The following is a 20083-nucleotide window of genomic DNA, read 5'->3' on the forward strand; positions in this document are numbered from 1 at the left end:
ATTTCCTCCTTCTAATTAACCACGTAACTCGTAGTTTTCTGGTTGTTGTGCAGCGTGTGGATGTTCAGCGCCACCATATACAAATAATTTTTTACCTTGTTTTTCACCTAAACGGTTGCTTGGTAACATACCTTTAATTGAAATTTCAAGTAAACGTGCTGGGTTTTTCTCTTTTAATTCACCAGCTGTGATTGATTTAATACCACCTGGGTAGTTTGAGTGACGGTAGTAAACTTTGTCAGATTCTTTTTTACCAGTCATTTCGATTTGTCCAGCGTTGATGATGATTACATAGTCACCGTTATCAACGTGTGGTGTGTAAGTTACTTTATGTTTTCCGCGTAAAATAGTTGCTACTTCTGATGATAAACGACCTAGTGTTTGGCCAGCCGCATCAATAACATACCATTTGCGCTCAATGTTTGATTCATTAGCCATAAATGTTTGACGCATAATAATTGTCCTCCTAATAATAACTGCGTGTTGAGTTGCTTTTTAAAAAATCAATGTTACGATTCAAAGCTCAGATAATTTCAGATTGTTGATTTCGTTTCGACTTTGCTTCTATATCTAGTAACACAATAAGTTTCCGGGGCTTATCGTGGGGTGATATAAAACAATACCGCATATAATCGTATAATTTATTAGTGTATTTGTCAATACGAATCAGTCATTTTGCAATGATTTTTTGCGATGAATTTTTATATCTGAACCAAAATCTTGTATCAGTGATTCTGGTGATAAATATATCTTTTCTAAATACAATCCTTCTGCGGGTGCAGTGAACGGTACTTGATTACGATCTTTCGCTTCTAATAAGCCTGGAACTTCGTCTGGTGATCGCTTACCTTTACCGACTTCGATTAAAAACGCGACTAACACACGTACCATATTATATAGAAAACCAGAGCCAGTCACAACATAGTCAAAGCCATTTTTTGTTTTAATAATTTCACTTTGATAAAGCGTACGCTCTTTACTTTCTACTTCGGTCTTTTGTGAACAAAATCCTGTAAAATCATGCGTACCGATAAATTGTTGTGCTGCTTGATTCATTTTATCTAAATCTAAGTCATAATCATTATAAGTTTTTAAACCGCTCATAAAAACATCGCGATGCGCACCTTGATACACCATATAACGATATCGCTTTCCTACGCAGTCATAGCGGCAATGAAAGTCGTCATCGACGATTGATACCTCTTTGACATAAATGTCGTCAGGCAGTGCGCTATTCATCGCATATTGCCATTGCTTAGGTGCGATATCTAGTTCTGTATCAAAATGGAAATATTGTTCCATCGCATGCACCCCTCTATCTGTTCTGCTTGAAGGATGGATACGTACATGACGCTTATGCATACGTTTTAAAATCTTCTCAAATTGTTGTTGCACGGTTCTACCGTGCTGTTGAATCTGAAAGCCTAAGAAGTTGCTTCCTTGATACGCTATATTAACTAAAATACGCACACGTCTACACTCCTAAATATTTTAATACAAATAATATAACCGCAATTGGAATCAATGAACCGATAAGCAAAGTATCTTTCCAATGCCATTCTAATTTACGGAAACTTGTACGTTTTGATTTTACATCATATCCACGTACTTCCATCGCAATTGCTAAATCTTCTGCACGTTGAAAGGCAGAAATAAATAGTGGAATCAGTAATGGAATAAATGCTTTGATTCTTTGTCCCATTGAACCTGAACTGATTTCAGATCCTCGTGATTTTTGCGCTAAAATAATTTTATCTAACTCTTCCATTAACGTTGGGATGAAACGTAGCGCAATGGACATCATCATGCTTAATTGTTGTACAGGGACTTTTACAACTTTAAGCGGCGATAAAATTTTATCAAAGGCATCTGTTAATGCGATCGGATTCGTTGTTAAAGTCATAATCGTTGAAGCCATCATAATGAACATCAACCGCATAGATATAAAGATCCCTTCTTTGATACCACCTGAATCAATCGAAATAAATTTCCAGCTGAACAACGTCGTTCCGCCTTTAGTTAAAAACAAATGCATTAAAAACGTAAAAATTAAAAAGAACAGTATTGGGGTTAAGCCTTTTAATAAATAAAACAGCTTGATTTTACCACAATACATAAATATCAATAACACTAACAACATCCACCCATACATCGGGAAGCTATGACAGAAAAAGACTAAGACAATATAGAAAAAGACAAATGCTAATTTAGCTCTAGGATCCATACGATGTACTATCGAATCCAGAGGTAAATAGCGACCAATGATAAATTTATTTTTCATTTCGCTGCCACTCCCTATAGAGTTCAATAAACTCTTCGTCAGTTAATGCTGTATCAGATAGTTTAGTCTGATGTTTGTGTTCAAAGTCTCTTTGTAGTTGCACAATGTCTGGTAAATCCAATGAATAATCATTAATACGCTCGGAATCACTGAATAATGCTCTTGGTGTCCCCTCATATACAAGCGTTCCTTTTTGTAAGACTTTAATACGATCTGCATATTGTGCAACGTCATTCATGTCATGAGTTACCAATACGATAGTCTTTCCTTCCTGCTGCAACTGTTTTAGTAAACCCATCACTTGCTTTCGACTGTGTGGATCTAAGCCTGCTGTCGGTTCATCTAACACAATGATGTCTGGATCCATCGCAAGAATTGAAACAATCGCAATTTTACGCATTTGTCCTCCAGACATTTGAAAGGGTGATTTGTTCATCACATCGCGATCAAAACCTAATTTCATCAGTAAGCGATATGCATAGTCCTTTACCTTGTCTAAGTTCATATTGAAATTTTTGGGACCGAACAGAATCTCACGCTCTACACTATCTTCAAAGAGTTGTGATTCTGGAAATTGAAAGACAAGCCCTACACGTTGTCTCATAGGGCGAATCGCTTTATCCTTAGTCTTTGCCTTCAGAATTAAATCATCAAGCGCTACGGTGCCGTAAGAGGGCTTTAACAAGCCATTAAAATGTTGGATTAATGTAGATTTGCCTGAACCTGTCTGACCAATAATCGCATAATAATGTCCTGGTTCAAACTCTGTATTGATTTGATGTAATGCTTCATATTCAAAAGGTGTGCCTTTTTGGTACACATATGTGACGTCGTTAAATTTTATACTCATAAACGTGCCACCAGTGCATCATATGTCAGAAACTCAGACGGGTTACCAAGCAATGAATTAATGCGCATTGGAAATGGTAAATCTAAACCTATTTCTGTTAATGATGCTCCTTTCTCAAAAATTGCTTCTGGTGTACCTTTTTCATACACCTCTCCACGATTCATCACAATCATATAATCTGAATCTAATGTTTCAGTTAAATCATGTGTAATCGAAATAATCGTTACATTTTTTTCAGTGTTCAAATGTCTGACCAGCTGCATCAGCGATTGTTTGCCTTCAGGATCTAACATAGATGTGGCTTCATCTAAAATAATCACATCAGGACTTAAAACTAATACACCAGCAATCGCAACACGTTGTTTTTGTCCGCCTGATAAGGCTTGTGGTTCATGATTGCGTTGCGCATACATTTCAACTTCTTTTAATACTTGCGGGACAGCTTGATGCATTTCTTCATAAGGGACTTCGAAATTTTCTAAACCGAATGCGACATCATATTGAACTGTAGAGCCCACAAATTGGTTCTCAGGATTTTGAAAGACTATGCCTAGGTGTTGACGAATCTCTGCTAAATTATCAGCTGTCATTGGTTGACCGTTTACAAGAATTTCCCCTTTTTGAAACGGCATCATACCCATCATCAGTTTTGCGATGGTAGATTTACCTGAACCATTATGACCGACAATAGAGGTCCATTTACCTTTAGGGATATTAAATGATAGATTTTTTAATGTGAACCATTCGTCGCCTTGGTATTGAAATGACACGTCATTAAATTCAATAATGTTCTCTGTGTTCAATATGACTCTGTCCCTTCTGTTTATTTTCACTCTACTTATTGTACATGAATATACGATATGTGTATATCCAAGACTATGTATCAAAAGCCCCTGTACCTAAAGAGAGTAAAGGGGCTTCGAAATAAAAAAGCGCGCACCCCATTCAATAATTGAGTTCACGCTTTAAAAAATATTAAGTTCTGTGAATGGGGTACTCTGAGCTAGACAATATTTGTATGTGGCAAACATTATCGTTGCACTCATTTGCTTTATATATTCATAAGTTCAGTGTGTTTACTTGTACAATGATAAGCGCACAATGTCATCACCATCGTGTGCTTCTACTTATCATCGTTGCTTTGTTACAAGTTAAAGTTGGAATTAAACGAATTCGATAATTGCTGCTTCAGCACCGTCTCCGCGACGAGGACCTACTTTAAGTACACGAGTGTATCCGCCTTGGCGTTCTGTGTAACGAGGAGCAATTTCACCGAATAATTTTTGTAAAGCTGTTTGTGTAGTTTCATCTTCGTTTAAGATTTCAACATCACGAACGATTCTAGCTGCTTGACGACGTGAAGCTAAATCTCCTTTTTTACCTAAAGTGATTAATTTATCAACCACACCGCGTAATTCTTTAGCGCGAGCTTCAGTTGTTTCAATACGCTCATTAACGATTAATGAAGTAGCTAAGTCACGTAACATTGCTTTACGTTGATCAGATGTACGACCTAATTTTCTGTAACCCATGAGTTAACCTCCTTTACCTTTATCAATCTTCTTTTCTTAGACCTAAACCTAAGTCTTCAAGTTTGTATTTTACTTCTTCTAAAGATTTACGACCTAAATTACGTACTTTCATCATATCTGCTTCAGATTTGTCAGCCAATTCTTGAACGCTGTTGATGCCTGCACGTTTTAGACAGTTATAAGAACGTACTGATAAGTCTAATTCTTCGATAGACATTTCAAGTACTTTTTCTTTTTGATCTTCTTCTTTCTCAATCATGATTTCAGCGTTTTTCGCTTCATCAGTGAGTCCAACAAAGATGTTCAAGTGTTCAGTCATAATTTTTGCTGCTAATGAAACTGATTCTTGTGGAGTGATTGATCCATCAGTCCATACATCTAATGTTAATTTATCAAAGTCACTGCTTTGACCTACACGAGTATTTTCTACTGTATAGTTAACTCTTTCTACTGGTGAGTATAAAGAGTCTACTGGTATAACACCAATTGGTAAATCACTAGTATTATTTTGTTCAGCTAATGCGTAACCTCTACCCTTATTCGCAACAAGACGGATTTTTAAATGTCCACCTTTAGCAACTGTAGCAATTTTAAGCTCTGGGTTTAAAATTTCAACATCACTATCATGAGTAATGTCAGCTGCAGTTACTTCGCCTTCATCTTTAACATCGATTTCTAATGTTTTATCTTCTTCAGAATAAATTTTAAGAGCTAGTTTCTTAATATTCATAATGATTGTAGATACGTCTTCAACCACATTTTCAATTGCTGAGAATTCGTGTAGAACTCCCTCAATTTCGATGTACTTAACGGCTGCACCTGGTAATGAAGATAGTAGGATACGACGTAAGGAGTTTCCTAGCGTAGTGCCATAGCCACGTTCTAGTGGTTCAACAACAAACTTACCGAATTTAGCATCTTCACTAATTTCAATTGTCTCAATTCTAGGTTTTTCAATTTCTATCATTATTTACATATCCTCCTTGGTTACGTCGACTTATAAGATACAGTTTATCTTAGTGATCTGCGGAAAATAACTATTTCTTGACAATAATATTATACGCGACGACGTTTTGGCGGACGGCAACCGTTATGAGGTACTGGAGTAACGTCTCTAATAGCTGTTACTTCTAAACCTGCTGATTGCAATGCACGGATAGCTGATTCACGGCCTGGACCAGGTCCTTTTACTGTTACTTCTACAGATTTTAAGCCATGTTCCATAGCTGCTTTTGAAGCAGTTTCTGAAGCCATTTGTGCTGCGAATGGTGTAGATTTTTTAGAACCTTTGAAACCAAGCGCACCTGCTGATGACCATGATAATGCGTTACCAAATTCATCAGTGATTGTTACGATTGTATTGTTGAAAGTTGAACGAATGTGAGCCACACCGTTTTCAACATTCTTTTTCACTCTGCGTTTACGAGATACTTGTTTACGTGCCATTAATATTTTCCTCCTTTACCTATTATTTTTTCTTGTTAGCTACAGTTTTAACTGGGCCTTTACGTGTACGAGCATTGTTTTTAGTTTTTTGACCGCGAACTGGTAAGCCACGACGGTGACGGATACCACGGTAAGATGAGATTTCCATTAAACGTTTGATGTTTAAGTTTTGCTCACGACGTAAGTCACCTTCTACTTTGTAGCTGTCTACAACTTCACGAAGACGACCTAATTCATCGTCAGTTAATTCGTTAGTACGAGTTTGTGGAGAAACTCCAGCTTCTGCTACGATTTTTTCAGCAGTTGATTTACCAATACCGTAAATATAAGTTAATGAAATTACAACGCGTTTTTCGCGTGGAATATCGACTCCTGCAATACGTGCCATATTATTTTACACCTCTCTTTTATTAACCTTGTCTTTGTTTGTGTTTCGGATTTTCACAAATGATCATTACTTTACCTTTACGTTTAATGACTTTACATTTTTCGCAAATAGGTTTTACTGATGGTCTTACTTTCATTTTAATACCTCCCTGTAATAATGGAGTGACGAATTATTTATAACGATAAGTGATTCTTCCGCGAGTTAAATCATACGGAGACATTTCTACTGTTACTTTGTCGCCAGGTAGAATACGAATATAATTCATTCTAATTTTACCACTCACATGTGCTAAAATTTCATGACCATTTTCTAATTCTACTTTAAACATTGCATTTGGTAAAGTATCTGTTACTGTACCTTCTAATTCAATTACATCTTGTTTTGCCATTAGAACAATTCCCCCTTTTGCATTATTAGTTAATGTCTATTGGAAAATGTTAGACATACTGCCCTTGTATCATTACGTTGAACAAAAATCGGGAATCATTATCGTTATGCTGTCACTCATAATTCGTTAGGCTGAGAGACAAACAATATCAGACTGCCTTCATTCAACATACAAGCAGCAATGTTGAATTACTTAAGATCTTCCAAGATATCGATAACTGAGCCAGTTACTTCTTGGATATCTTTAGAACCGTCAACGTTTTTCAAAACGCCTTCTTTATCATAGTATTCTAAGATAGGTTTAGACTGTTTTACGTTAACTTCTAAACGTTTTGCAACTGTTTCTGGATTGTCATCTTCACGTTGGTATAATTTACCGCCATCAAGATCACAAACACCATCCACTTTTGGAGGATTGAACACAAGATGATAAGTTGTTCCGCAAACTTCACAAACGCGACGTCCAGTCAAACGATTCATGAGTTCTTCTTCCGGAACTTCAATATTAATAACTGCATCAATCTTTCTGCCAAGTTCTGTCATGATTTTACTTAATGCTTCTGCTTGTTCAAGTGTACGTGGGAAACCATCTAATAAAAATCCTTTTTTCGCATCGTCTTCAGAAAGTCTTTCTTTAACGATACCCACAGTTACTTCATCAGGTACAAGTTCGCCACGGTCCATATAAGACTTAGCTTCTTTACCTAATTCAGTTTCATCTTTGATAGCTTTTCTAAACATATCACCTGTAGATATATGCGGAATAGGGAATTTCTTAACAATTTCACTCGCTTGAGTTCCTTTACCTGCGCCAGGTAAACCCATTAAGATGATATTCATATTGCCCTCCTACAAATTATCTACCACCAAAGCCTTTATATTCTTTTTGGTTAACTTGTGCTTCCAAGCTCTTCATAGTTTCGATTGCAACACCGATAACGATCAATAAGCTTGTACCGCCGACTTGAATCGATTGCGGTAAGTTCATAAATTTAGTAGCAAGAATCGGTAAAATAGCGATAACTGCTAAGAAGATAGAACCTACAAAAGTTAAACGATATAAAACTTTGGTAATATACTTTTTAGTTTTTTCACCAGGTCTGATACCCGGTACATAACTGCCTTGTTTCTTAAGGTTGTCAGCCATTTTTTCTGGATTAACTTGAACAAATGCATAGAAATAAGTGAATGCAATGATCAAGATAATATAAATTACCATTCCGATGTTACTTGATGGATTGGCTGTATTGGCAATTTGCTGCGCCCAGTCAGCTTTAGGGAAGAACATTGTTAATGTTCTCGGTAACAAGAAGAATGCCATAGCAAAGATAACCGGGATAACCCCTGCTGAGTTAACTTTCAACGGCAAATACGTTGCATTTCGTCCTAAACGCTGAGCGGATTGTTTTTTCGCATATTGAATAGGTATCTTACGAACAGCTTGTAATACGTACACAGCACCCATTGTTAGTAAAATCAAACCAATAACTAGCCCTGCTACTTGCAACCATGCGATTGTTGTATCACTTTGCCCTACAAAGGCTTGTTGATAGAACTGAATCAGTGATGATGGCAAAGTAGACAAGATACCGGCGAAGATAATAATGGAAATACCATTACCTACACCATATTGTGTTATCTGTTCACCTAACCATAATAAGAAAGCTGTTCCTGCTGTTAATACAATTGCAATCAACAAATAACTCATAGGTGAAGGATCAACAATCAATGCACCTTTAAGATAGTTATTGAATTGGAATGCCATCCCTATTGATTGGATGAATGCCAAAAGTATCGCAAAATAGCGCGTAACGTTGTTTAGTTTCTTACGACCAACGTCACCTTGTTTGGCCCATTCTGTAAACTTAGGAACTATATCCATTTGCAATAACTGCATAACGATTGAAGCAGTGATGTAGGGCATAATACCCATTGCAAAAATGGAAAAGTTCTTCAAGGCTCCCCCACCGAATGTATTCAATAGATCAGTGACACCTTGAGAACCTTGTTGACTTTCAAACGCTGCTGGATTGACTCCAGGCGCTGGTATATAAGTACCTATTTTAAAAATAACTAGCATTGCGAGCGTAAAAAAGATCTTGTTTCGCACTTCTTTTGTTTTAAAGAAGTTTACGAATGTGTCAAACATTAGATCACCTCGTGTGCTCCACCTTTAGCATCAATTGCTTCAGCTGCAGATGCAGAGAATTTATGTGCTTTTACTGTTAATTTTTTCTCTAGAGAACCATTACCTAATACTTTGATACCCGCTTTTGCGTTTTTAACTACGCCTGTTTCGATTAAAAGTTCAGGAGTAACTTCTGTACCTTCTTCAAAACGGTTTAATTGGTCTAAATTCACAACTGCGTATTCTTTACGGTTGATGTTTGTGAAACCGCGTTTAGGGATACGACGGAATAATGGTAATTGACCACCTTCGAAACCTGGTCTTACTTTACCACCTGAACGTGCTTTTTGACCTTTTTGACCACGTCCACTTGTTTTACCATTACCTGTAGCAGCACCACGACCTACGCGGTTGCGTTCTTTACGTGATCCTTCTGCTGGATGTAAATCATGTAATTTCATTACGGCACCTCCTTATATATTATCTAATTATGCGTCTAATTCTTCAACTTTTAGCAAGTGACTTACTTTGTTCACTTGTCCACGGATAGCTGGGTTGTCTTCTACAACTACTGTAGAGTTAGTTTTTTTCAAACCTAATGCTTCAACAGTTTTACGTTGTGTTTCTGGACGACCAATAACACTACGTGTGAGGGTAATTTGTAATTTAGCCATTATTCATTTTCCCTCCTTAATTGTATAATTCTTCTACTGATTTGCCGCGTAATTTCGCAACTTCTTCAGCACTTTTTAGATTTTCTAAACCATTGATTGTAGCACGAACCATGTTAATTGGTGTGTTAGAACCTAATGACTTACTTAAGATATCAGTGATACCTGCTAACTCTAATACGGCACGAACTGGTCCACCGGCGATAACCCCAGTACCAGGTGCTGCTGGTTTCAATAATACACTTCCTGAACCGAAACGGCCAGTGATTGTGTGTGGTGTTGTACCTTCAACACGGTTTACAGATACTAATTCTTTTTTAGCAGCTTCTACCGCTTTTTTGATCGCTTCTGGTACCTCTTGTGCTTTACCTGTACCGAATCCAACACGACCATTTTTGTCTCCAACTACTACTAATGCAGTGAAACGGAAACGACGTCCACCTTTTACAACTTTCGCAACACGGTTAATCGTAACAACGCGTTCTTCAAATTCTTTGTTTTCTTCATCTCTGCGAGCCATTATTTGTCCCTCCTTTTATGATTAAAATTCTAAGCCATTTTCACGTGCTGCATCTGCTAATGCTTTAACACGTCCATGGTATAAGTAACCTCCACGGTCGAAGACGATTGCAGTGATACCTTTATCAACTGCTTTCTTAGCGATTACTTCGCCCACTTTGGCTGATAATTCAACTTTTGAACCAGTTTCATTTTCGAAATCTTTATCTTGAGTTGATGCTTGAGCTAAAGTTACGCCTTTAGTATCATCAATGATTTGTGCATAGATGTGTTTGTTAGAACGATATACGTTTAAACGTGGTTTTTCAGAAGTACCAGTTAAGTTAGTACGTACACGTGCATGTCTTTTTAAGCGTACTTTATTTTTATCAATTTTGCTGATCATGCTTTATTCTCCTTTCTTTAGAGAGTTATTTATTATTTACCAGTTTTACCTTCTTTACGACGAACATATTCGCCTTGGTAACGGATACCTTTACCTTTATAAGGTTCTGGTGGTCTTACGGCACGGATTTTAGATGCTGTAGCACCAACTAATTCTTTAGAAATACCTTCAACTTTAACTGTTGTGTTTTTCTCAACTGTGAATGTGATACCATCTTCTGGTTTGAATTCAACTGGGTGAGAATAACCAACGTTAAGTACTAAGTTGCTACCTTGCAATTGTGCACGGTAACCAACACCGATAAGTTCTAAAGTTTTTTCGAAACCTTTAGCTACACCTTGTACCATATTGTTAATTAACGCACGAGTTGTTCCATGAACTGTTCTGTCTTTTTGAGAATCAGATGGACGTACAACTTCTAATGTGTTGTCTTCTAATTTGTAAGTCATGCTAGAATCCATAGTACGTGATAATTCACCTTTAGGACCTTTTACTGTAACTGTATTACCTTTGATGTCTACTGTAACATCGCTAGGAATTTCAATAATTTTCTTACCTACACGGCTCATTTACGGGCACCTCCTTAATTATTTATTACCAAACGTATGCTAATACTTCTCCGCCTACGTTACGTTTTCTTGCTTCTCTGTCAGTTACGATACCTTCAGATGTTGAAACTAATGCGATACCTAAACCGTTTAATACTTTAGGTACTTCGTCAGCTTTAGCATAGACACGTAAACCTGGTTTAGAAATACGTTTTAAGCCTGTGATAACGCGTTCGTTGTTTTGACCATATTTAAGGAATAAACGTAAAACACCTTGTTTATCATCTTCTACGAACTCAACGTTTTTAATGAAACCTTCATTTTTAAGGATTTCAGCAATTTGTTTTTTAATATTTGACGCAGGCAACTCGATTTTTTCATGACGCACCATGTTTGCGTTTCTTACACGAGTTAGCATATCTGCGATTGGATCTGACATTGTCATAGATTGTTGCCTCCTTTCAAGACTCTCTTTAATTACCAGCTAGCTTTACGAACGCCAGGGATTTGACCTTTATAAGCTAATTCACGGAAACAGATACGGCATAATTTAAATTTGCGGTATACAGAATGTGGGCGTCCACAGCGTTCACAACGAGTGTATTCGCGCACTGGGAATTTTTGCTTTTTAGCTTGTTTTACAACCATTGATTTTTTAGCCACTTAATTAGCCTCCTTTATATTAGAGCTTACTTTTGAAATGGCATACCGAATTGAGTTAACAATGCACGGGCTTCTTCGTCAGTGTTAGCAGTTGTAACAATAACGATATCCATTCCTCTTACTTTACTTACTTTATCATAATCGATTTCTGGGAAAATTAATTGTTCTTTGATACCTAATGTGTAGTTACCGCGACCGTCGAATGCTTTTTTAGAAACACCATGGAAGTCACGTACACGTGGTAATGATACTGAGATTAATTTATCAAGGAATTCATACATTCTTTCTCCGCGAAGAGTAACTTTTGCTCCGATTGGCATACCTTCACGTAAACGGAATGTTGCTACTGATTTTTTAGCTTTTGTGATTAATGGTTTTTGACCTGTAATTAATGTTAACTCTTCAACAGCATTGTCTAATACTTTAGAGTTTTGAACAGCGTCACCTACACCCATGTTCACAACGATTTTATCGATTTTAGGTACTTCCATTACTGAACTATAGTTGAATTCTTTCATTAAGTTCTCAGTAACTTCTGTATTGAATTTTTCTTTTAAACGGCTCAAAGTGGATCCTCCTTTCAACTAGTTATTAATTATTAGATTTGATTTCTTCGCCTGATTTTTTAGCGATACGAACTTTTTTACCATCAACAAATTTGTAACCTACACGAGTTGGTTCATTTGTTTTTGGGTCCAATAATTGTACGTTAGAAACATGAATAGCTGCTTCAGTTTCTAAGATTCCACCTTCTGGATTAAATTGAGTCGGTTTTTGGTGCTTTTTAATGATGTTCACACCTTCCACAACGACACGGTCTTTTTTAGGTTCTGTTGCTTGTACAACACCTGTTTTACCTTTATCTTTACCTGAGATAACGATTACGTTGTCACCTTTTTTGATATGCATGTGGGCACCTCCTTAGATTTTATTTATTAACATTATAGTACTTCTGGTGCTAATGAAATAATTTTCATGTAGTTGCTGTCACGTAATTCACGAGCTACTGGTCCGAAGATACGAGTACCGCGTGGACTCTTGTCGTCACGAATAACTACACATGCATTTTCATCAAATTTGATGTAAGAACCGTCTTTACGACGTACTCCTGATTTAGTACGTACTACAACAGCTTTAACAACTTCACCTTTTTTAACAACGCCTCCTGGTGTAGCATTTTTAACAGTACACACAATTACGTCGCCGATGTTCGCTGTTTTACGACCAGATCCGCCTAATACTTTGATTGTTAGAACTTCACGAGCACCTGAGTTGTCAGCTACTTTCAAGCGTGTTTCTTGTTGGATCATGAATTAAACCTCCCTTATCTTTAAATGATTAAATAATAACTGATTCTTCAACAATTTCTACTAAACGAAAACGTTTTGTTGCTGATAAAGGACGAGTTTCTTGAATCTTAACGATGTCTCCTAATTTAGCTGAATTGTTTTCATCATGAGTTTTATATTTTTTAGAATATTTTACTCGTTTACCATATAATTTATGAGTTTTGTAAGTCTCTACAAGTACAGTTACAGTTTTATCCATTTTGTCTGATACGACTCTACCTACATAAACTTTACGATCATTTCTTTCGCTCACTTTTGTAACCTCCTCTTTCAATTATTATTGATTAGCCTTACTTTGTTCAATTTCTCTTTCACGAGCAACAGTTTTTAGACGTGCAATCGTTTTTCTTACTGTACGAATACGTGCAGTTTCCTCTAATTGTCCTGTAGCTAACTGAAAGCGTAGGTTAAAAAGTTCTTCTTTTGAAGATTTGATTTGCTCTTCGATTTCTGAAGTGGTTAAGTCTCTAATTTCCTTAGCTTTCATTTGATTCACCACCCAATTCTTCACGTTTTACAAACTTAGATTTAACTGGAAGTTTGTGACTTGCTAAACGTAATGCTTCGCGTGCAACTTCTTCTGACACGCCTGCAACTTCAAATAAGATTCTACCTGGTTTAACTACTGCGATCCAGCCTTCTACTGCACCTTTACCAGCACCCATACGTACTTCTAAAGGTTTTTTAGTATATGGTGTATGAGGGAAGATTTTAATCCAAACTTTCCCGCCACGTTTCATATAACGAGTCATCGCAATACGAGCAGATTCGATTTGACGAGATGTGATCCAAGAAGTTGTAGTAGCTTGTAATCCATACTCACCAAATGTTACAAAGTTACCGCCTTTAGAACGTCCTTTTGTGTTTGGACGATGTTGACGACGATATTTAACGCGTTTTGGTAGCAACATTATTATTTTCCTCCTTCACTATTGTTCTTAGTAGGAAGAACTTCTCCACGATAGATCCATACTTTAACTCCAAGTTTACCGTATGTTGTATCAGCTTCAGCATGTGCGTAGTCAATGTCAGCACGTAATGTGTGAAGTGGAACAGTTCCTTCTGAATATTGTTCAGCACGAGCGATGTCAGCTCCGCCTAAACGACCTGAAACTTGAGTTTTAACACCTAAAGCTCCTAGTTTCATAGCTCTTTGAATAGCTTGTTTTTGTACACGACGGAATGATGCACGGTTTTCTAATTGACGAGCGATGTTCTCAGCAACTAAACGAGCATCTAAATCAACTTTTTTGATTTCGATCACGTTAATGTGTACACGTTTGTTAGTTAAGTTATTTAATTTGTTACGAAGTTTTTCAATTTCTGAACCGCCTTTACCAATTACCATACCTGGTTTACCAGTGTGGATTGCAATATTGATACGGTTAGCAGCACGTTCGATTTCTACGTGAGAAACTGATGCTTCTTTTAATTCGTTATCGATGAACTTACGGATTTTTAAATCTTCATGTAATAAAGTAGCGAAATCTTTTTCAGCATACCATTTAGCGTCCCAATCACGGATAACACCAACACGAAGTCCGATTGGATTAATTTTTTGACCCACAGTATTCCCTCCTTAGATAGTTTATTAAGCTTCTTTAGCTTCTTCTTTGCCGTCACTTACGACAATTGTAATGTGGCTTGTACGTTTGTTAATTGCACTTGCGCGTCCTTGAGCACGTGGACGGAAACGTTTTAAAGTTGGTCCTTCGTTAGCATATGCTTCTTTAACAACTAATTCATCTGTATTCATGTCATAGTTGTGCTCTGCATTAGCTAAAGCGGACATTAATAATTTTTCAACAACTGGTGATGATGCTTTGTTAGTTAATTTTAAAATAGCAACAGCTTCACCAACGTTTTTGCCTCTGATTAAGTCTAAAACTAATCTGACTTTACGAGGTGCGATTCTGATAGTTCTAGCAACCGCTTTTGCTTCCATTTGGTCTTCCTCCTCTACTTAATAGAAAGTATTTATCTTCTTGTTTTTTTGTCGTCTGCAGCATGTCCTTTGAATGTACGAGTTGGAGCAAATTCACCTAATTTGTGACCAACCATATCTTCAGTTACATAAACAGGTACATGTTTACGTCCATCGTATACTGCAAAAGTAATACCGATGAAGTTAGGGAAAATAGTTGAACGACGTGACCAAGTTTTAATCACAGTTTTTTTCTGATTACCTTCTTGCGCTTCCACTTTTTTCATCAAGTGGTCATCGACGAAAGGTCCTTTTTTAATACTACGAGCCATTATGGCGCCTCCCTTCTTATTATGTGCGTGCAGCGATTACGCCGCACACCCAAATAAATTGTTATTATTTTCTTTTACGTCTACGTACGATAAGTTTATCTGATGATTTTTTACCGCGACGAGTTTTCTTACCAAGAGTTGGTTTACCCCATGGTGACATTGGTGATGGCATACCGATTGGAGCACGACCTTCACCACCACCGTGTGGGTGATCGTTAGGGTTCATTACAGAACCACGAACTGTTGGACGGATACCTTTCCAACGAGAACGTCCGGCTTTACCAACGTTAACAAGTTCATGTTGTAAGTTACCAACTTGACCTACAGTTGCACGGCAAGTTGAAAGAATCATACGAACCTCACCTGAGCGAAGTCTTACTAATACGTATTTACCTTCTTTACCAAGTACTTGAGCACTTGCACCTGCTGAACGTGCGATTTGTCCGCCACGGCCAGGTTTTAATTCGATATTGTGAACTACAGTACCTACTGGAATGTTAGCTAATGGTAAAGCGTTACCTACTTTAATGTCAGCTTCTTCACCATTTTCTACTGTTTGTCCTACAACCAAACCTTTTGGAGCGATGATGTAACGTTTTTCACCATCTGCATATACTAACAATGCAATGTTAGCTGAACGGTTTGGATCGTATTGGATAGAATCAACTTTTGCTGGGATCCCATCTTTGTTACGTTTGAAATCAATAACACGGTATTGACGTTTGTGTCCGCCACCATGATGGCGTACTGTCATTTTACCTTGGTTGTTGCGTCCCGCTTTTTTCGGTAGCGGTTGTAATAATGACTTTTCTGGAGTCGTTTTTGTGATTTCAGCGAAATCCAATGAAGTCATATTACGACGACCATTTGTAATCGGCTTATAATGTTTAAGAGCCATTGTCGCTTACCTCCTTATTGGTAATTTTATTTTTTAGTTGAATAGATCGATTGATCCTTCTTTAAGTGTAACGATCGCTTTGCGTCTTCTGTTTGTATAGCCTTGGTAACGGCCCATACGTTTTTTCTTAGCTTTGTAGTTGACGATATTTACTTTGTCTACTTTAACATCGAAAATTTCTTCAACTGCAATTTTAACTTGTGTTTTATTCGCACGTGTATCTACATCAAAAGTGTATTTGTCTTCAGCCATTGCTTCTGAAGATTTTTCTGTGATTACGGGGCGCTTAAGAACGTCTCTTGCTTCCATTATCCGAGCACCTCCTCAACTTTTTTAGCAGCTGCTTCTGTAATTAATACACTGTCAGCGCTAGTGATGTCTAATACGTTTAAACCAGTTACAGTAGTGATTTGAACACCAGGAATGTTACGTGCTGATAATTCAACATTTACATCTTCTGATTCAGTAACTACTAAAACTTTTTTAGGTAATTCTAAGTTTGATAATACTTTAGTGAATTCTTTAGTTTTTGGTGCTTCTAAACCGAAAGCATCAATAATTTTGAATTCATTTTCTTGTACTTTGAAAGATAATGCAGAACGTAATGCTAAACGACGCATTTTCTTAGGCATTTTGTATGCATAGCTTCTTGGAGTCGGTCCGAATACGATACCGCCACCACGCCATTGTGGAGCACGGATAGTACCTTGACGCGCACGTCCTGTACCTTTTTGTCTCCATGGTTTACGTCCACCGCCGCGTACTGCTGAACGGTTTTTTACCGAATGCGTACCTTGGCGTAATGAAGCACGTTGTAAGTTAATTGCTTCGAAAAGAACATCTTTGTTTGGTTCAATTGCGAATACAGCATCGCTTAATTCAACTGAACCTGCTTTTGATCCGTCTACTTTTAATACATCATAATTTGCCATTATGCATTTTCCTCCTTTCGTTAATTAATTATTTGTTACCTTTTTTAATTGAAGTTTTGATTTCTACTAATCCTTTTTTAGGACCAGGCACATTACCTTTAACTAAGATAACGTTGTTTTCTGTATCGATTTGTACAACTTCTAAGTTTTGTACTGTCACTGTGTTGCCACCCATACGACCTGGCATTTTGTGACCTTTAAATACTTTAGATGCGTCAGATGCCATACCTACAGAACCTGGCGCTCTGTGGAAATGAGAACCGTGAGACATTGGTCCACGACCGTGGCCATGACGTTTGATATTGCCTTGGAAACCTTTACCTTTAGATACTCCAGTTACGTCAATGATGTCCCCAGCTTCAAATGTATCAACTGAGACTTCTTGACCTACTTCGTATTCATCAACATTGATGTTTCTGAATTCACGAATGAAGCGCTTAGGAGCTGTGTCAGCTTTTTTAGCGTGACCTTCAGCTGGTTTATTAGCATATTTATTTGACTTGCTGTCTTTTTTGTATGCTTGTTTGTCTTCAAAACCTACTTGGATAGCGTTGTAACCGTCTACCTCTTCAGTTTTCTTTTGTAATACTACGTTTTGTCCTGCTTCTACTACAGTTACTGGGATTAAGTCTCCGTTTTCACCGAATACTTGTGTCATCCCGATTTTTCTTCCTAAGATTCCTTTGGTCATCGAAAGTCCACCTCCTATGATTTTCTATTATAATTTAATTTCGATGTCTACACCTGATGGTAAGTTTAAGCCCATAAGAGCATCAACAGTTTTTGGTGTAGGGTTAACAATGTCGATTAAACGTTTATGAGTACGTTGTTCGAATTGCTCACGAGAATCTTTGTACTTATGCACCGCACGGATGATAGTGTAAATTGATTTTTCAGTTGGTAATGGAATTGGTCCAGAAACTTCTGCACCAGAACGTTTTGCTGTTTCAACAATTTTCTCAGCTGATTGATCAATTACTCTGTGATCATAAGCTTTTAATCTGATTCTGATTTTTTGTTTTGCCATAATTTTCCCTCCTTATATCGTCTACATTTAGTGATAGACTTCTCCACGAAAACTATCTCACACAACGCCATGGCAAAGCGGCCGGGTGTGTCAGTAACCTTTCGCTTCATCGCGTATTCAAAGTCCAACATTAGATATGTTACACGAATCAGCGCTTAGTTGCAACCATTTCATGTAACTTTTTTTATGTTAGACTTTTTCTCTAACACATACCAGTATATTTTACTGCAAATGATTGCACACTTCAACCCGTATAAAGATTTTTTTCTCTAAGTCTTCATATTTTTTCAATCGACTCACATCCTATATAATAGTAAATGAATGGTGGTGATTAAAAGTGAAACATAGTACAAGAATCGCATTAATCATTATAAGCATTATCTTGCTGCTCTCTGAACTTTTATATGGCATTCCTTTCTTAGGAGGTTCTATCATCGTTTCATTTGGTTGGCAGCCATTAATCATTAATGCTTTCTTCTATTTATTACTCGTTATCGCATTATTAGCTGACAGCCAAAGTACAATTCGTCCTATGGTCATTATTCCTTTATTAGGAATCGCTGGTTCGTTTATCGCAATTGTTCCTTTTGTCGGAATGATTGTACATTGGATTTTATTCTTCTTAATGTTGTTCTTCTTGTTTATTGTCATGAGCACTCCTATTTATATGCCAAATCGAAATGCGAGAGCTGTTTATGATGAACATGGACGTCGAATTAAATAAGTTATAGATAAATACCGGCAGATCTGTCGGTATCTTTTTATATTTACAAGTAATTTTATGAGTTTCTTCCTATTGTAATGTAAACGCTTCTATTTATATTTATTTTAGAAGTTAAAGGTGTTTGGATTATTAATTTTTAGAAGCGGGTATATTGATAGAGTTCATAATAACGATGAAACATATTGCTTTTTAACTATATTGAATAGAAATAAAGCATGATATAGATAAAAGGAGAAAGAGATATGTATCAAGATTTAGAAAATAAAGTAGTTATTGTCACAGGTAGTGGCAGCGGAATTGGTAAAGCTTACGCTGAAGCGTTTGGTAAAGCAAAAGCGAAAGTTGTTTTAAATTACCGTTCTTCTAAACACGAACCTGAGTTAGAAAAACTCAAAAAAGAAATCGAAGATCACGGTGGACAAGCTTTACCAGTCCAAGGTGATGTTACAACCGAAGAAGATATCATCAGCCTTGTAGAACAAGCCATCAAACATTTTGGCACTTTAGACATTATGATTAATAACGCTGGATTTGAAAATCCTGTTGCTTCACATGAAATGTCTGTTGAAGAGTTCCAAAAAGCACTTGATGTTAACTTAACAGGTGCATTCATCGGTTCAAGAGAAGCTGTTAAATACTTCCTTAAAGAAGATAAAAAAGGAGTAATCATTAATACAGCGAGTGTGCATGACATCATTCCATGGCCTTACTATGTAAATTATTCAGCAAGTAAAGCTGGCCTAAAAAGTATGATGGAAACAATGTCTATGGAATATGCACAATACGGTATCCGCATTAATAACATTTCACCAGGTGCAGTCGTTACAGAGCATACGAAAGAGAAATTCTCTGATCCTGAAACACGTGAAGAAACCCTTAAAATGATTCCTGCAAGAGAAATTGGCGAAACAGAGCAAGTGGCTAACGTTGCTTTATTCTTAGCATCTGATGCAGCAAGTTATATTCACGGCACAACAATTTATGTTGATGGCGGTATGACGAATTACCCTGCGTTCATGGGTGGTAAAGGTTAATATTATCTCTTGCAGTAAGACACTTGCGAATTGTGCAAGTGTCTTTTTTTGATATATAAAAAAAC

At 37.0% G+C, this 20083-nt stretch carries 36 protein-coding genes; 2 read left to right on the forward strand and 34 right to left on the reverse strand.

The annotated features are described in order from the left end of the window. Positions 1-15: 15 nt before the first annotated feature. The 34 genes from rplM to rpsJ form a co-directional block, all read right to left on the reverse strand. On the reverse strand, positions 16-453 hold the full coding sequence (rplM, locus tag CD112_RS00805; RefSeq protein WP_002479541.1) for a 50S ribosomal protein L13: 438 nt from the start codon (positions 451-453) through the stop codon (positions 16-18). 213 nt (positions 454-666) lie between these two features. Then, positions 667-1470: a tRNA pseudouridine(38-40) synthase TruA gene (gene truA, locus CD112_RS00810; protein ID WP_002479542.1), complete on the reverse strand. Its 804-nt coding sequence runs from the start codon at positions 1468-1470 to the stop codon at positions 667-669. A gap of 4 nt (positions 1471-1474) precedes the next feature. Next, entirely contained in the window at positions 1475-2281 is an 807-nt protein-coding gene (locus CD112_RS00815; RefSeq protein ID WP_002479543.1) for an energy-coupling factor transporter transmembrane component T family protein, read from the reverse strand. Beyond that, positions 2271-3131, reverse strand: coding sequence for an energy-coupling factor transporter ATPase (locus CD112_RS00820; protein WP_070625736.1), 861 nt, complete (start codon positions 3129-3131; stop codon positions 2271-2273). Before CD112_RS00820 ends, CD112_RS00815 begins: the two co-directional genes overlap by 11 nt. Beyond that, a complete protein-coding gene (locus CD112_RS00825) occupies positions 3128-3937 on the reverse strand; it encodes an energy-coupling factor transporter ATPase (protein WP_031262423.1) in 810 nt (269 codons plus the stop codon). The genes CD112_RS00820 and CD112_RS00825 overlap by 4 nt, the downstream gene beginning before the upstream one ends. 357 nt (positions 3938-4294) lie before the next feature. Then, a complete protein-coding gene (rplQ, locus tag CD112_RS00830) occupies positions 4295-4663 on the reverse strand; it encodes a 50S ribosomal protein L17 (RefSeq protein ID WP_002479546.1) in 369 nt (122 codons plus the stop codon). 22 nt (positions 4664-4685) lie between these two features. Then, positions 4686-5630: a DNA-directed RNA polymerase subunit alpha gene (locus CD112_RS00835; RefSeq protein WP_002479547.1), complete on the reverse strand. Its 945-nt coding sequence runs from the start codon at positions 5628-5630 to the stop codon at positions 4686-4688. Between the two features lie 89 nt (positions 5631-5719). After that, positions 5720-6109 (reverse strand): 30S ribosomal protein S11, encoded by a 390-nt coding sequence (gene rpsK, locus CD112_RS00840; protein ID WP_002479548.1) that lies wholly within the window; start codon positions 6107-6109, stop codon positions 5720-5722. A gap of 22 nt (positions 6110-6131) precedes the next feature. Beyond that, positions 6132-6497, reverse strand: coding sequence for a 30S ribosomal protein S13 (rpsM, locus tag CD112_RS00845; protein ID WP_002479549.1), 366 nt, complete (start codon positions 6495-6497; stop codon positions 6132-6134). A 22-nt stretch (positions 6498-6519) separates the two neighbouring features. Further along, entirely contained in the window at positions 6520-6633 is a 114-nt protein-coding gene (gene rpmJ, locus CD112_RS00850) for a 50S ribosomal protein L36 (protein ID WP_002479550.1), read from the reverse strand. Positions 6634-6666: 33 nt separating this feature from the next. Continuing rightward, positions 6667-6885, reverse strand: coding sequence for a translation initiation factor IF-1 (gene infA / locus CD112_RS00855; RefSeq protein WP_002479551.1), 219 nt, complete (start codon positions 6883-6885; stop codon positions 6667-6669). 188 nt (positions 6886-7073) lie between these two features. Then, entirely contained in the window at positions 7074-7724 is a 651-nt protein-coding gene (locus CD112_RS00860; RefSeq protein WP_002479552.1) for an adenylate kinase, read from the reverse strand. A gap of 16 nt (positions 7725-7740) precedes the next feature. Then, a complete protein-coding gene (secY, locus tag CD112_RS00865; protein WP_002479553.1) occupies positions 7741-9033 on the reverse strand; it encodes a preprotein translocase subunit SecY in 1293 nt (430 codons plus the stop codon). After that, positions 9033-9473 (reverse strand): 50S ribosomal protein L15, encoded by a 441-nt coding sequence (gene rplO / locus CD112_RS00870; protein ID WP_002479554.1) that lies wholly within the window; start codon positions 9471-9473, stop codon positions 9033-9035. Before rplO ends, secY begins: the two co-directional genes overlap by 1 nt. Positions 9474-9500: 27 nt before the next feature. Further along, positions 9501-9686: a 50S ribosomal protein L30 gene (gene rpmD / locus CD112_RS00875; protein WP_002479555.1), complete on the reverse strand. Its 186-nt coding sequence runs from the start codon at positions 9684-9686 to the stop codon at positions 9501-9503. 16 nt (positions 9687-9702) lie between these two features. Beyond that, the gene (rpsE, locus tag CD112_RS00880; protein ID WP_002479556.1) at positions 9703-10203 is read right to left on the reverse strand and encodes a 30S ribosomal protein S5; all 501 of its coding nucleotides are present in this window, start codon (positions 10201-10203) and stop codon (positions 9703-9705) included. A gap of 21 nt (positions 10204-10224) precedes the next feature. Continuing rightward, complete coding sequence (rplR, locus tag CD112_RS00885; RefSeq protein ID WP_002479557.1) at positions 10225-10587, reverse strand: 50S ribosomal protein L18; 363 nt, start codon at positions 10585-10587, stop codon at positions 10225-10227. Between the two features lie 32 nt (positions 10588-10619). Continuing rightward, positions 10620-11156, reverse strand: coding sequence for a 50S ribosomal protein L6 (gene rplF / locus CD112_RS00890; RefSeq protein WP_070625738.1), 537 nt, complete (start codon positions 11154-11156; stop codon positions 10620-10622). 25 nt (positions 11157-11181) lie between these two features. Further along, positions 11182-11580 (reverse strand): 30S ribosomal protein S8, encoded by a 399-nt coding sequence (gene rpsH / locus CD112_RS00895; RefSeq protein ID WP_002479559.1) that lies wholly within the window; start codon positions 11578-11580, stop codon positions 11182-11184. Positions 11581-11612: 32 nt separating this feature from the next. Next, positions 11613-11798, reverse strand: coding sequence for a type Z 30S ribosomal protein S14 (locus CD112_RS00900; protein ID WP_002479560.1), 186 nt, complete (start codon positions 11796-11798; stop codon positions 11613-11615). Between the two features lie 26 nt (positions 11799-11824). Then, positions 11825-12364 (reverse strand): 50S ribosomal protein L5, encoded by a 540-nt coding sequence (rplE, locus tag CD112_RS00905; RefSeq protein ID WP_002479561.1) that lies wholly within the window; start codon positions 12362-12364, stop codon positions 11825-11827. 25 nt (positions 12365-12389) lie between these two features. Next, the gene (gene rplX / locus CD112_RS00910) at positions 12390-12707 is read right to left on the reverse strand and encodes a 50S ribosomal protein L24 (protein WP_002479562.1); all 318 of its coding nucleotides are present in this window, start codon (positions 12705-12707) and stop codon (positions 12390-12392) included. Between the two features lie 32 nt (positions 12708-12739). Beyond that, positions 12740-13108 (reverse strand): 50S ribosomal protein L14, encoded by a 369-nt coding sequence (gene rplN / locus CD112_RS00915; RefSeq protein WP_002479563.1) that lies wholly within the window; start codon positions 13106-13108, stop codon positions 12740-12742. 28 nt (positions 13109-13136) lie between these two features. Continuing rightward, positions 13137-13400 (reverse strand): 30S ribosomal protein S17, encoded by a 264-nt coding sequence (gene rpsQ / locus CD112_RS00920; protein ID WP_001829723.1) that lies wholly within the window; start codon positions 13398-13400, stop codon positions 13137-13139. 24 nt (positions 13401-13424) lie between these two features. Further along, positions 13425-13634 carry a 50S ribosomal protein L29 gene (gene rpmC, locus CD112_RS00925; protein ID WP_000644737.1) on the reverse strand — a complete coding sequence of 70 codons (210 nt, stop codon included), beginning with the start codon at positions 13632-13634 and terminating at the stop codon, positions 13425-13427. Next, positions 13624-14058 carry a 50S ribosomal protein L16 gene (gene rplP, locus CD112_RS00930; protein ID WP_002479564.1) on the reverse strand — a complete coding sequence of 145 codons (435 nt, stop codon included), beginning with the start codon at positions 14056-14058 and terminating at the stop codon, positions 13624-13626. The genes rpmC and rplP overlap by 11 nt, the downstream gene beginning before the upstream one ends. A gap of 2 nt (positions 14059-14060) precedes the next feature. Continuing rightward, positions 14061-14714: a 30S ribosomal protein S3 gene (gene rpsC / locus CD112_RS00935; RefSeq protein WP_002479565.1), complete on the reverse strand. Its 654-nt coding sequence runs from the start codon at positions 14712-14714 to the stop codon at positions 14061-14063. Between the two features lie 24 nt (positions 14715-14738). Further along, positions 14739-15092 carry a 50S ribosomal protein L22 gene (rplV, locus tag CD112_RS00940; protein ID WP_002479566.1) on the reverse strand — a complete coding sequence of 118 codons (354 nt, stop codon included), beginning with the start codon at positions 15090-15092 and terminating at the stop codon, positions 14739-14741. Between the two features lie 32 nt (positions 15093-15124). After that, entirely contained in the window at positions 15125-15403 is a 279-nt protein-coding gene (rpsS, locus tag CD112_RS00945) for a 30S ribosomal protein S19 (protein ID WP_002479567.1), read from the reverse strand. Positions 15404-15467: 64 nt separating this feature from the next. Continuing rightward, positions 15468-16301, reverse strand: coding sequence for a 50S ribosomal protein L2 (gene rplB, locus CD112_RS00950; protein ID WP_002479568.1), 834 nt, complete (start codon positions 16299-16301; stop codon positions 15468-15470). Positions 16302-16334: 33 nt separating this feature from the next. Further along, positions 16335-16610, reverse strand: coding sequence for a 50S ribosomal protein L23 (gene rplW / locus CD112_RS00955; RefSeq protein WP_002479569.1), 276 nt, complete (start codon positions 16608-16610; stop codon positions 16335-16337). Next, a complete protein-coding gene (rplD, locus tag CD112_RS00960; protein WP_002479570.1) occupies positions 16610-17233 on the reverse strand; it encodes a 50S ribosomal protein L4 in 624 nt (207 codons plus the stop codon). The genes rplW and rplD overlap by 1 nt, the downstream gene beginning before the upstream one ends. Positions 17234-17261: 28 nt before the next feature. Continuing rightward, positions 17262-17924, reverse strand: a complete 663-nt coding sequence (gene rplC, locus CD112_RS00965) for a 50S ribosomal protein L3 (protein ID WP_023014975.1) — start codon at positions 17922-17924, stop codon at positions 17262-17264. Positions 17925-17951: 27 nt separating this feature from the next. Further along, positions 17952-18260 carry a 30S ribosomal protein S10 gene (rpsJ, locus tag CD112_RS00970; protein ID WP_002479572.1) on the reverse strand — a complete coding sequence of 103 codons (309 nt, stop codon included), beginning with the start codon at positions 18258-18260 and terminating at the stop codon, positions 17952-17954. Between the two features lie 337 nt (positions 18261-18597). On the opposite strand from rpsJ, the gene CD112_RS00975 reads away from it, so the two are divergent. Beyond that, complete coding sequence (locus CD112_RS00975; RefSeq protein WP_002479573.1) at positions 18598-18984, forward strand: hypothetical protein; 387 nt, start codon at positions 18598-18600, stop codon at positions 18982-18984. A gap of 242 nt (positions 18985-19226) precedes the next feature. Then, entirely contained in the window at positions 19227-20018 is a 792-nt protein-coding gene (locus CD112_RS00980; RefSeq protein ID WP_103363694.1) for a glucose 1-dehydrogenase, read from the forward strand. Positions 20019-20083 lie beyond the last annotated feature (65 nt).

This window comes from Staphylococcus simulans, from assembly GCF_002902285.1.
In the GTDB taxonomy this organism is placed as follows: domain Bacteria; phylum Bacillota; class Bacilli; order Staphylococcales; family Staphylococcaceae; genus Staphylococcus; species Staphylococcus simulans.

Excerpts from the sequence above, each read along its gene's own strand:
- rpmC (WP_000644737.1), bottom strand. The coding sequence starts at position 13,634 with ATGAAAGCTAAGGAAATTAGAGACTTAACCACTTCAGAAATCGAAGAG.
- rplW (WP_002479569.1), bottom strand. The coding sequence starts at position 16,610 with ATGGAAGCAAGAGACGTTCTTAAGCGCCCCGTAATCACAGAAAAATCT.
- CD112_RS00820 (WP_070625736.1), bottom strand. The coding sequence starts at position 3,131 with ATGAGTATAAAATTTAACGACGTCACATATGTGTACCAAAAAGGCACA.
- rpmD (WP_002479555.1), bottom strand. The coding sequence starts at position 9,686 with ATGGCTAAATTACAAATTACCCTCACACGTAGTGTTATTGGTCGTCCA.
- rplQ (WP_002479546.1), bottom strand. The coding sequence starts at position 4,663 with ATGGGTTACAGAAAATTAGGTCGTACATCTGATCAACGTAAAGCAATG.
- rplP (WP_002479564.1), bottom strand. The coding sequence starts at position 14,058 with ATGTTGCTACCAAAACGCGTTAAATATCGTCGTCAACATCGTCCAAAC.
- rpmJ (WP_002479550.1), bottom strand. The coding sequence starts at position 6,633 with ATGAAAGTAAGACCATCAGTAAAACCTATTTGCGAAAAATGTAAAGTC.
- rplF (WP_070625738.1), bottom strand. The coding sequence starts at position 11,156 with ATGAGCCGTGTAGGTAAGAAAATTATTGAAATTCCTAGCGATGTTACA.
- CD112_RS00860 (WP_002479552.1), bottom strand. The coding sequence starts at position 7,724 with ATGAATATCATCTTAATGGGTTTACCTGGCGCAGGTAAAGGAACTCAA.
- rplC (WP_023014975.1), bottom strand. The coding sequence starts at position 17,924 with ATGACCAAAGGAATCTTAGGAAGAAAAATCGGGATGACACAAGTATTC.
- CD112_RS00835 (WP_002479547.1), bottom strand. The coding sequence starts at position 5,630 with ATGATAGAAATTGAAAAACCTAGAATTGAGACAATTGAAATTAGTGAA.
- rplR (WP_002479557.1), bottom strand. The coding sequence starts at position 10,587 with ATGATCAGCAAAATTGATAAAAATAAAGTACGCTTAAAAAGACATGCA.
- rpsK (WP_002479548.1), bottom strand. The coding sequence starts at position 6,109 with ATGGCACGTAAACAAGTATCTCGTAAACGCAGAGTGAAAAAGAATGTT.
- rpsE (WP_002479556.1), bottom strand. The coding sequence starts at position 10,203 with ATGGCTCGCAGAGATGAAGAAAACAAAGAATTTGAAGAACGCGTTGTT.
- rplX (WP_002479562.1), bottom strand. The coding sequence starts at position 12,707 with ATGCATATCAAAAAAGGTGACAACGTAATCGTTATCTCAGGTAAAGAT.
- rplN (WP_002479563.1), bottom strand. The coding sequence starts at position 13,108 with ATGATCCAACAAGAAACACGCTTGAAAGTAGCTGACAACTCAGGTGCT.
- rplV (WP_002479566.1), bottom strand. The coding sequence starts at position 15,092 with ATGGAAGCAAAAGCGGTTGCTAGAACTATCAGAATCGCACCTCGTAAA.
- rpsS (WP_002479567.1), bottom strand. The coding sequence starts at position 15,403 with ATGGCTCGTAGTATTAAAAAAGGACCTTTCGTCGATGACCACTTGATG.
- rplM (WP_002479541.1), bottom strand. The coding sequence starts at position 453 with ATGCGTCAAACATTTATGGCTAATGAATCAAACATTGAGCGCAAATGG.
- rpsM (WP_002479549.1), bottom strand. The coding sequence starts at position 6,497 with ATGGCACGTATTGCAGGAGTCGATATTCCACGCGAAAAACGCGTTGTA.
- rplO (WP_002479554.1), bottom strand. The coding sequence starts at position 9,473 with ATGAAATTACATGATTTACATCCAGCAGAAGGATCACGTAAAGAACGC.
- infA (WP_002479551.1), bottom strand. The coding sequence starts at position 6,885 with ATGGCAAAACAAGATGTAATTGAATTAGAAGGTACAGTAACAGATACT.
- rpsJ (WP_002479572.1), bottom strand. The coding sequence starts at position 18,260 with ATGGCAAAACAAAAAATCAGAATCAGATTAAAAGCTTATGATCACAGA.
- rplD (WP_002479570.1), bottom strand. The coding sequence starts at position 17,233 with ATGGCAAATTATGATGTATTAAAAGTAGACGGATCAAAAGCAGGTTCA.
- secY (WP_002479553.1), bottom strand. The coding sequence starts at position 9,033 with ATGTTTGACACATTCGTAAACTTCTTTAAAACAAAAGAAGTGCGAAAC.
- rpsH (WP_002479559.1), bottom strand. The coding sequence starts at position 11,580 with ATGACAATGTCAGATCCAATCGCAGATATGCTAACTCGTGTAAGAAAC.
- CD112_RS00815 (WP_002479543.1), bottom strand. The coding sequence starts at position 2,281 with ATGAAAAATAAATTTATCATTGGTCGCTATTTACCTCTGGATTCGATA.
- rplB (WP_002479568.1), bottom strand. The coding sequence starts at position 16,301 with ATGGCTCTTAAACATTATAAGCCGATTACAAATGGTCGTCGTAATATG.
- CD112_RS00980 (WP_103363694.1), top strand. The coding sequence starts at position 19,227 with ATGTATCAAGATTTAGAAAATAAAGTAGTTATTGTCACAGGTAGTGGC.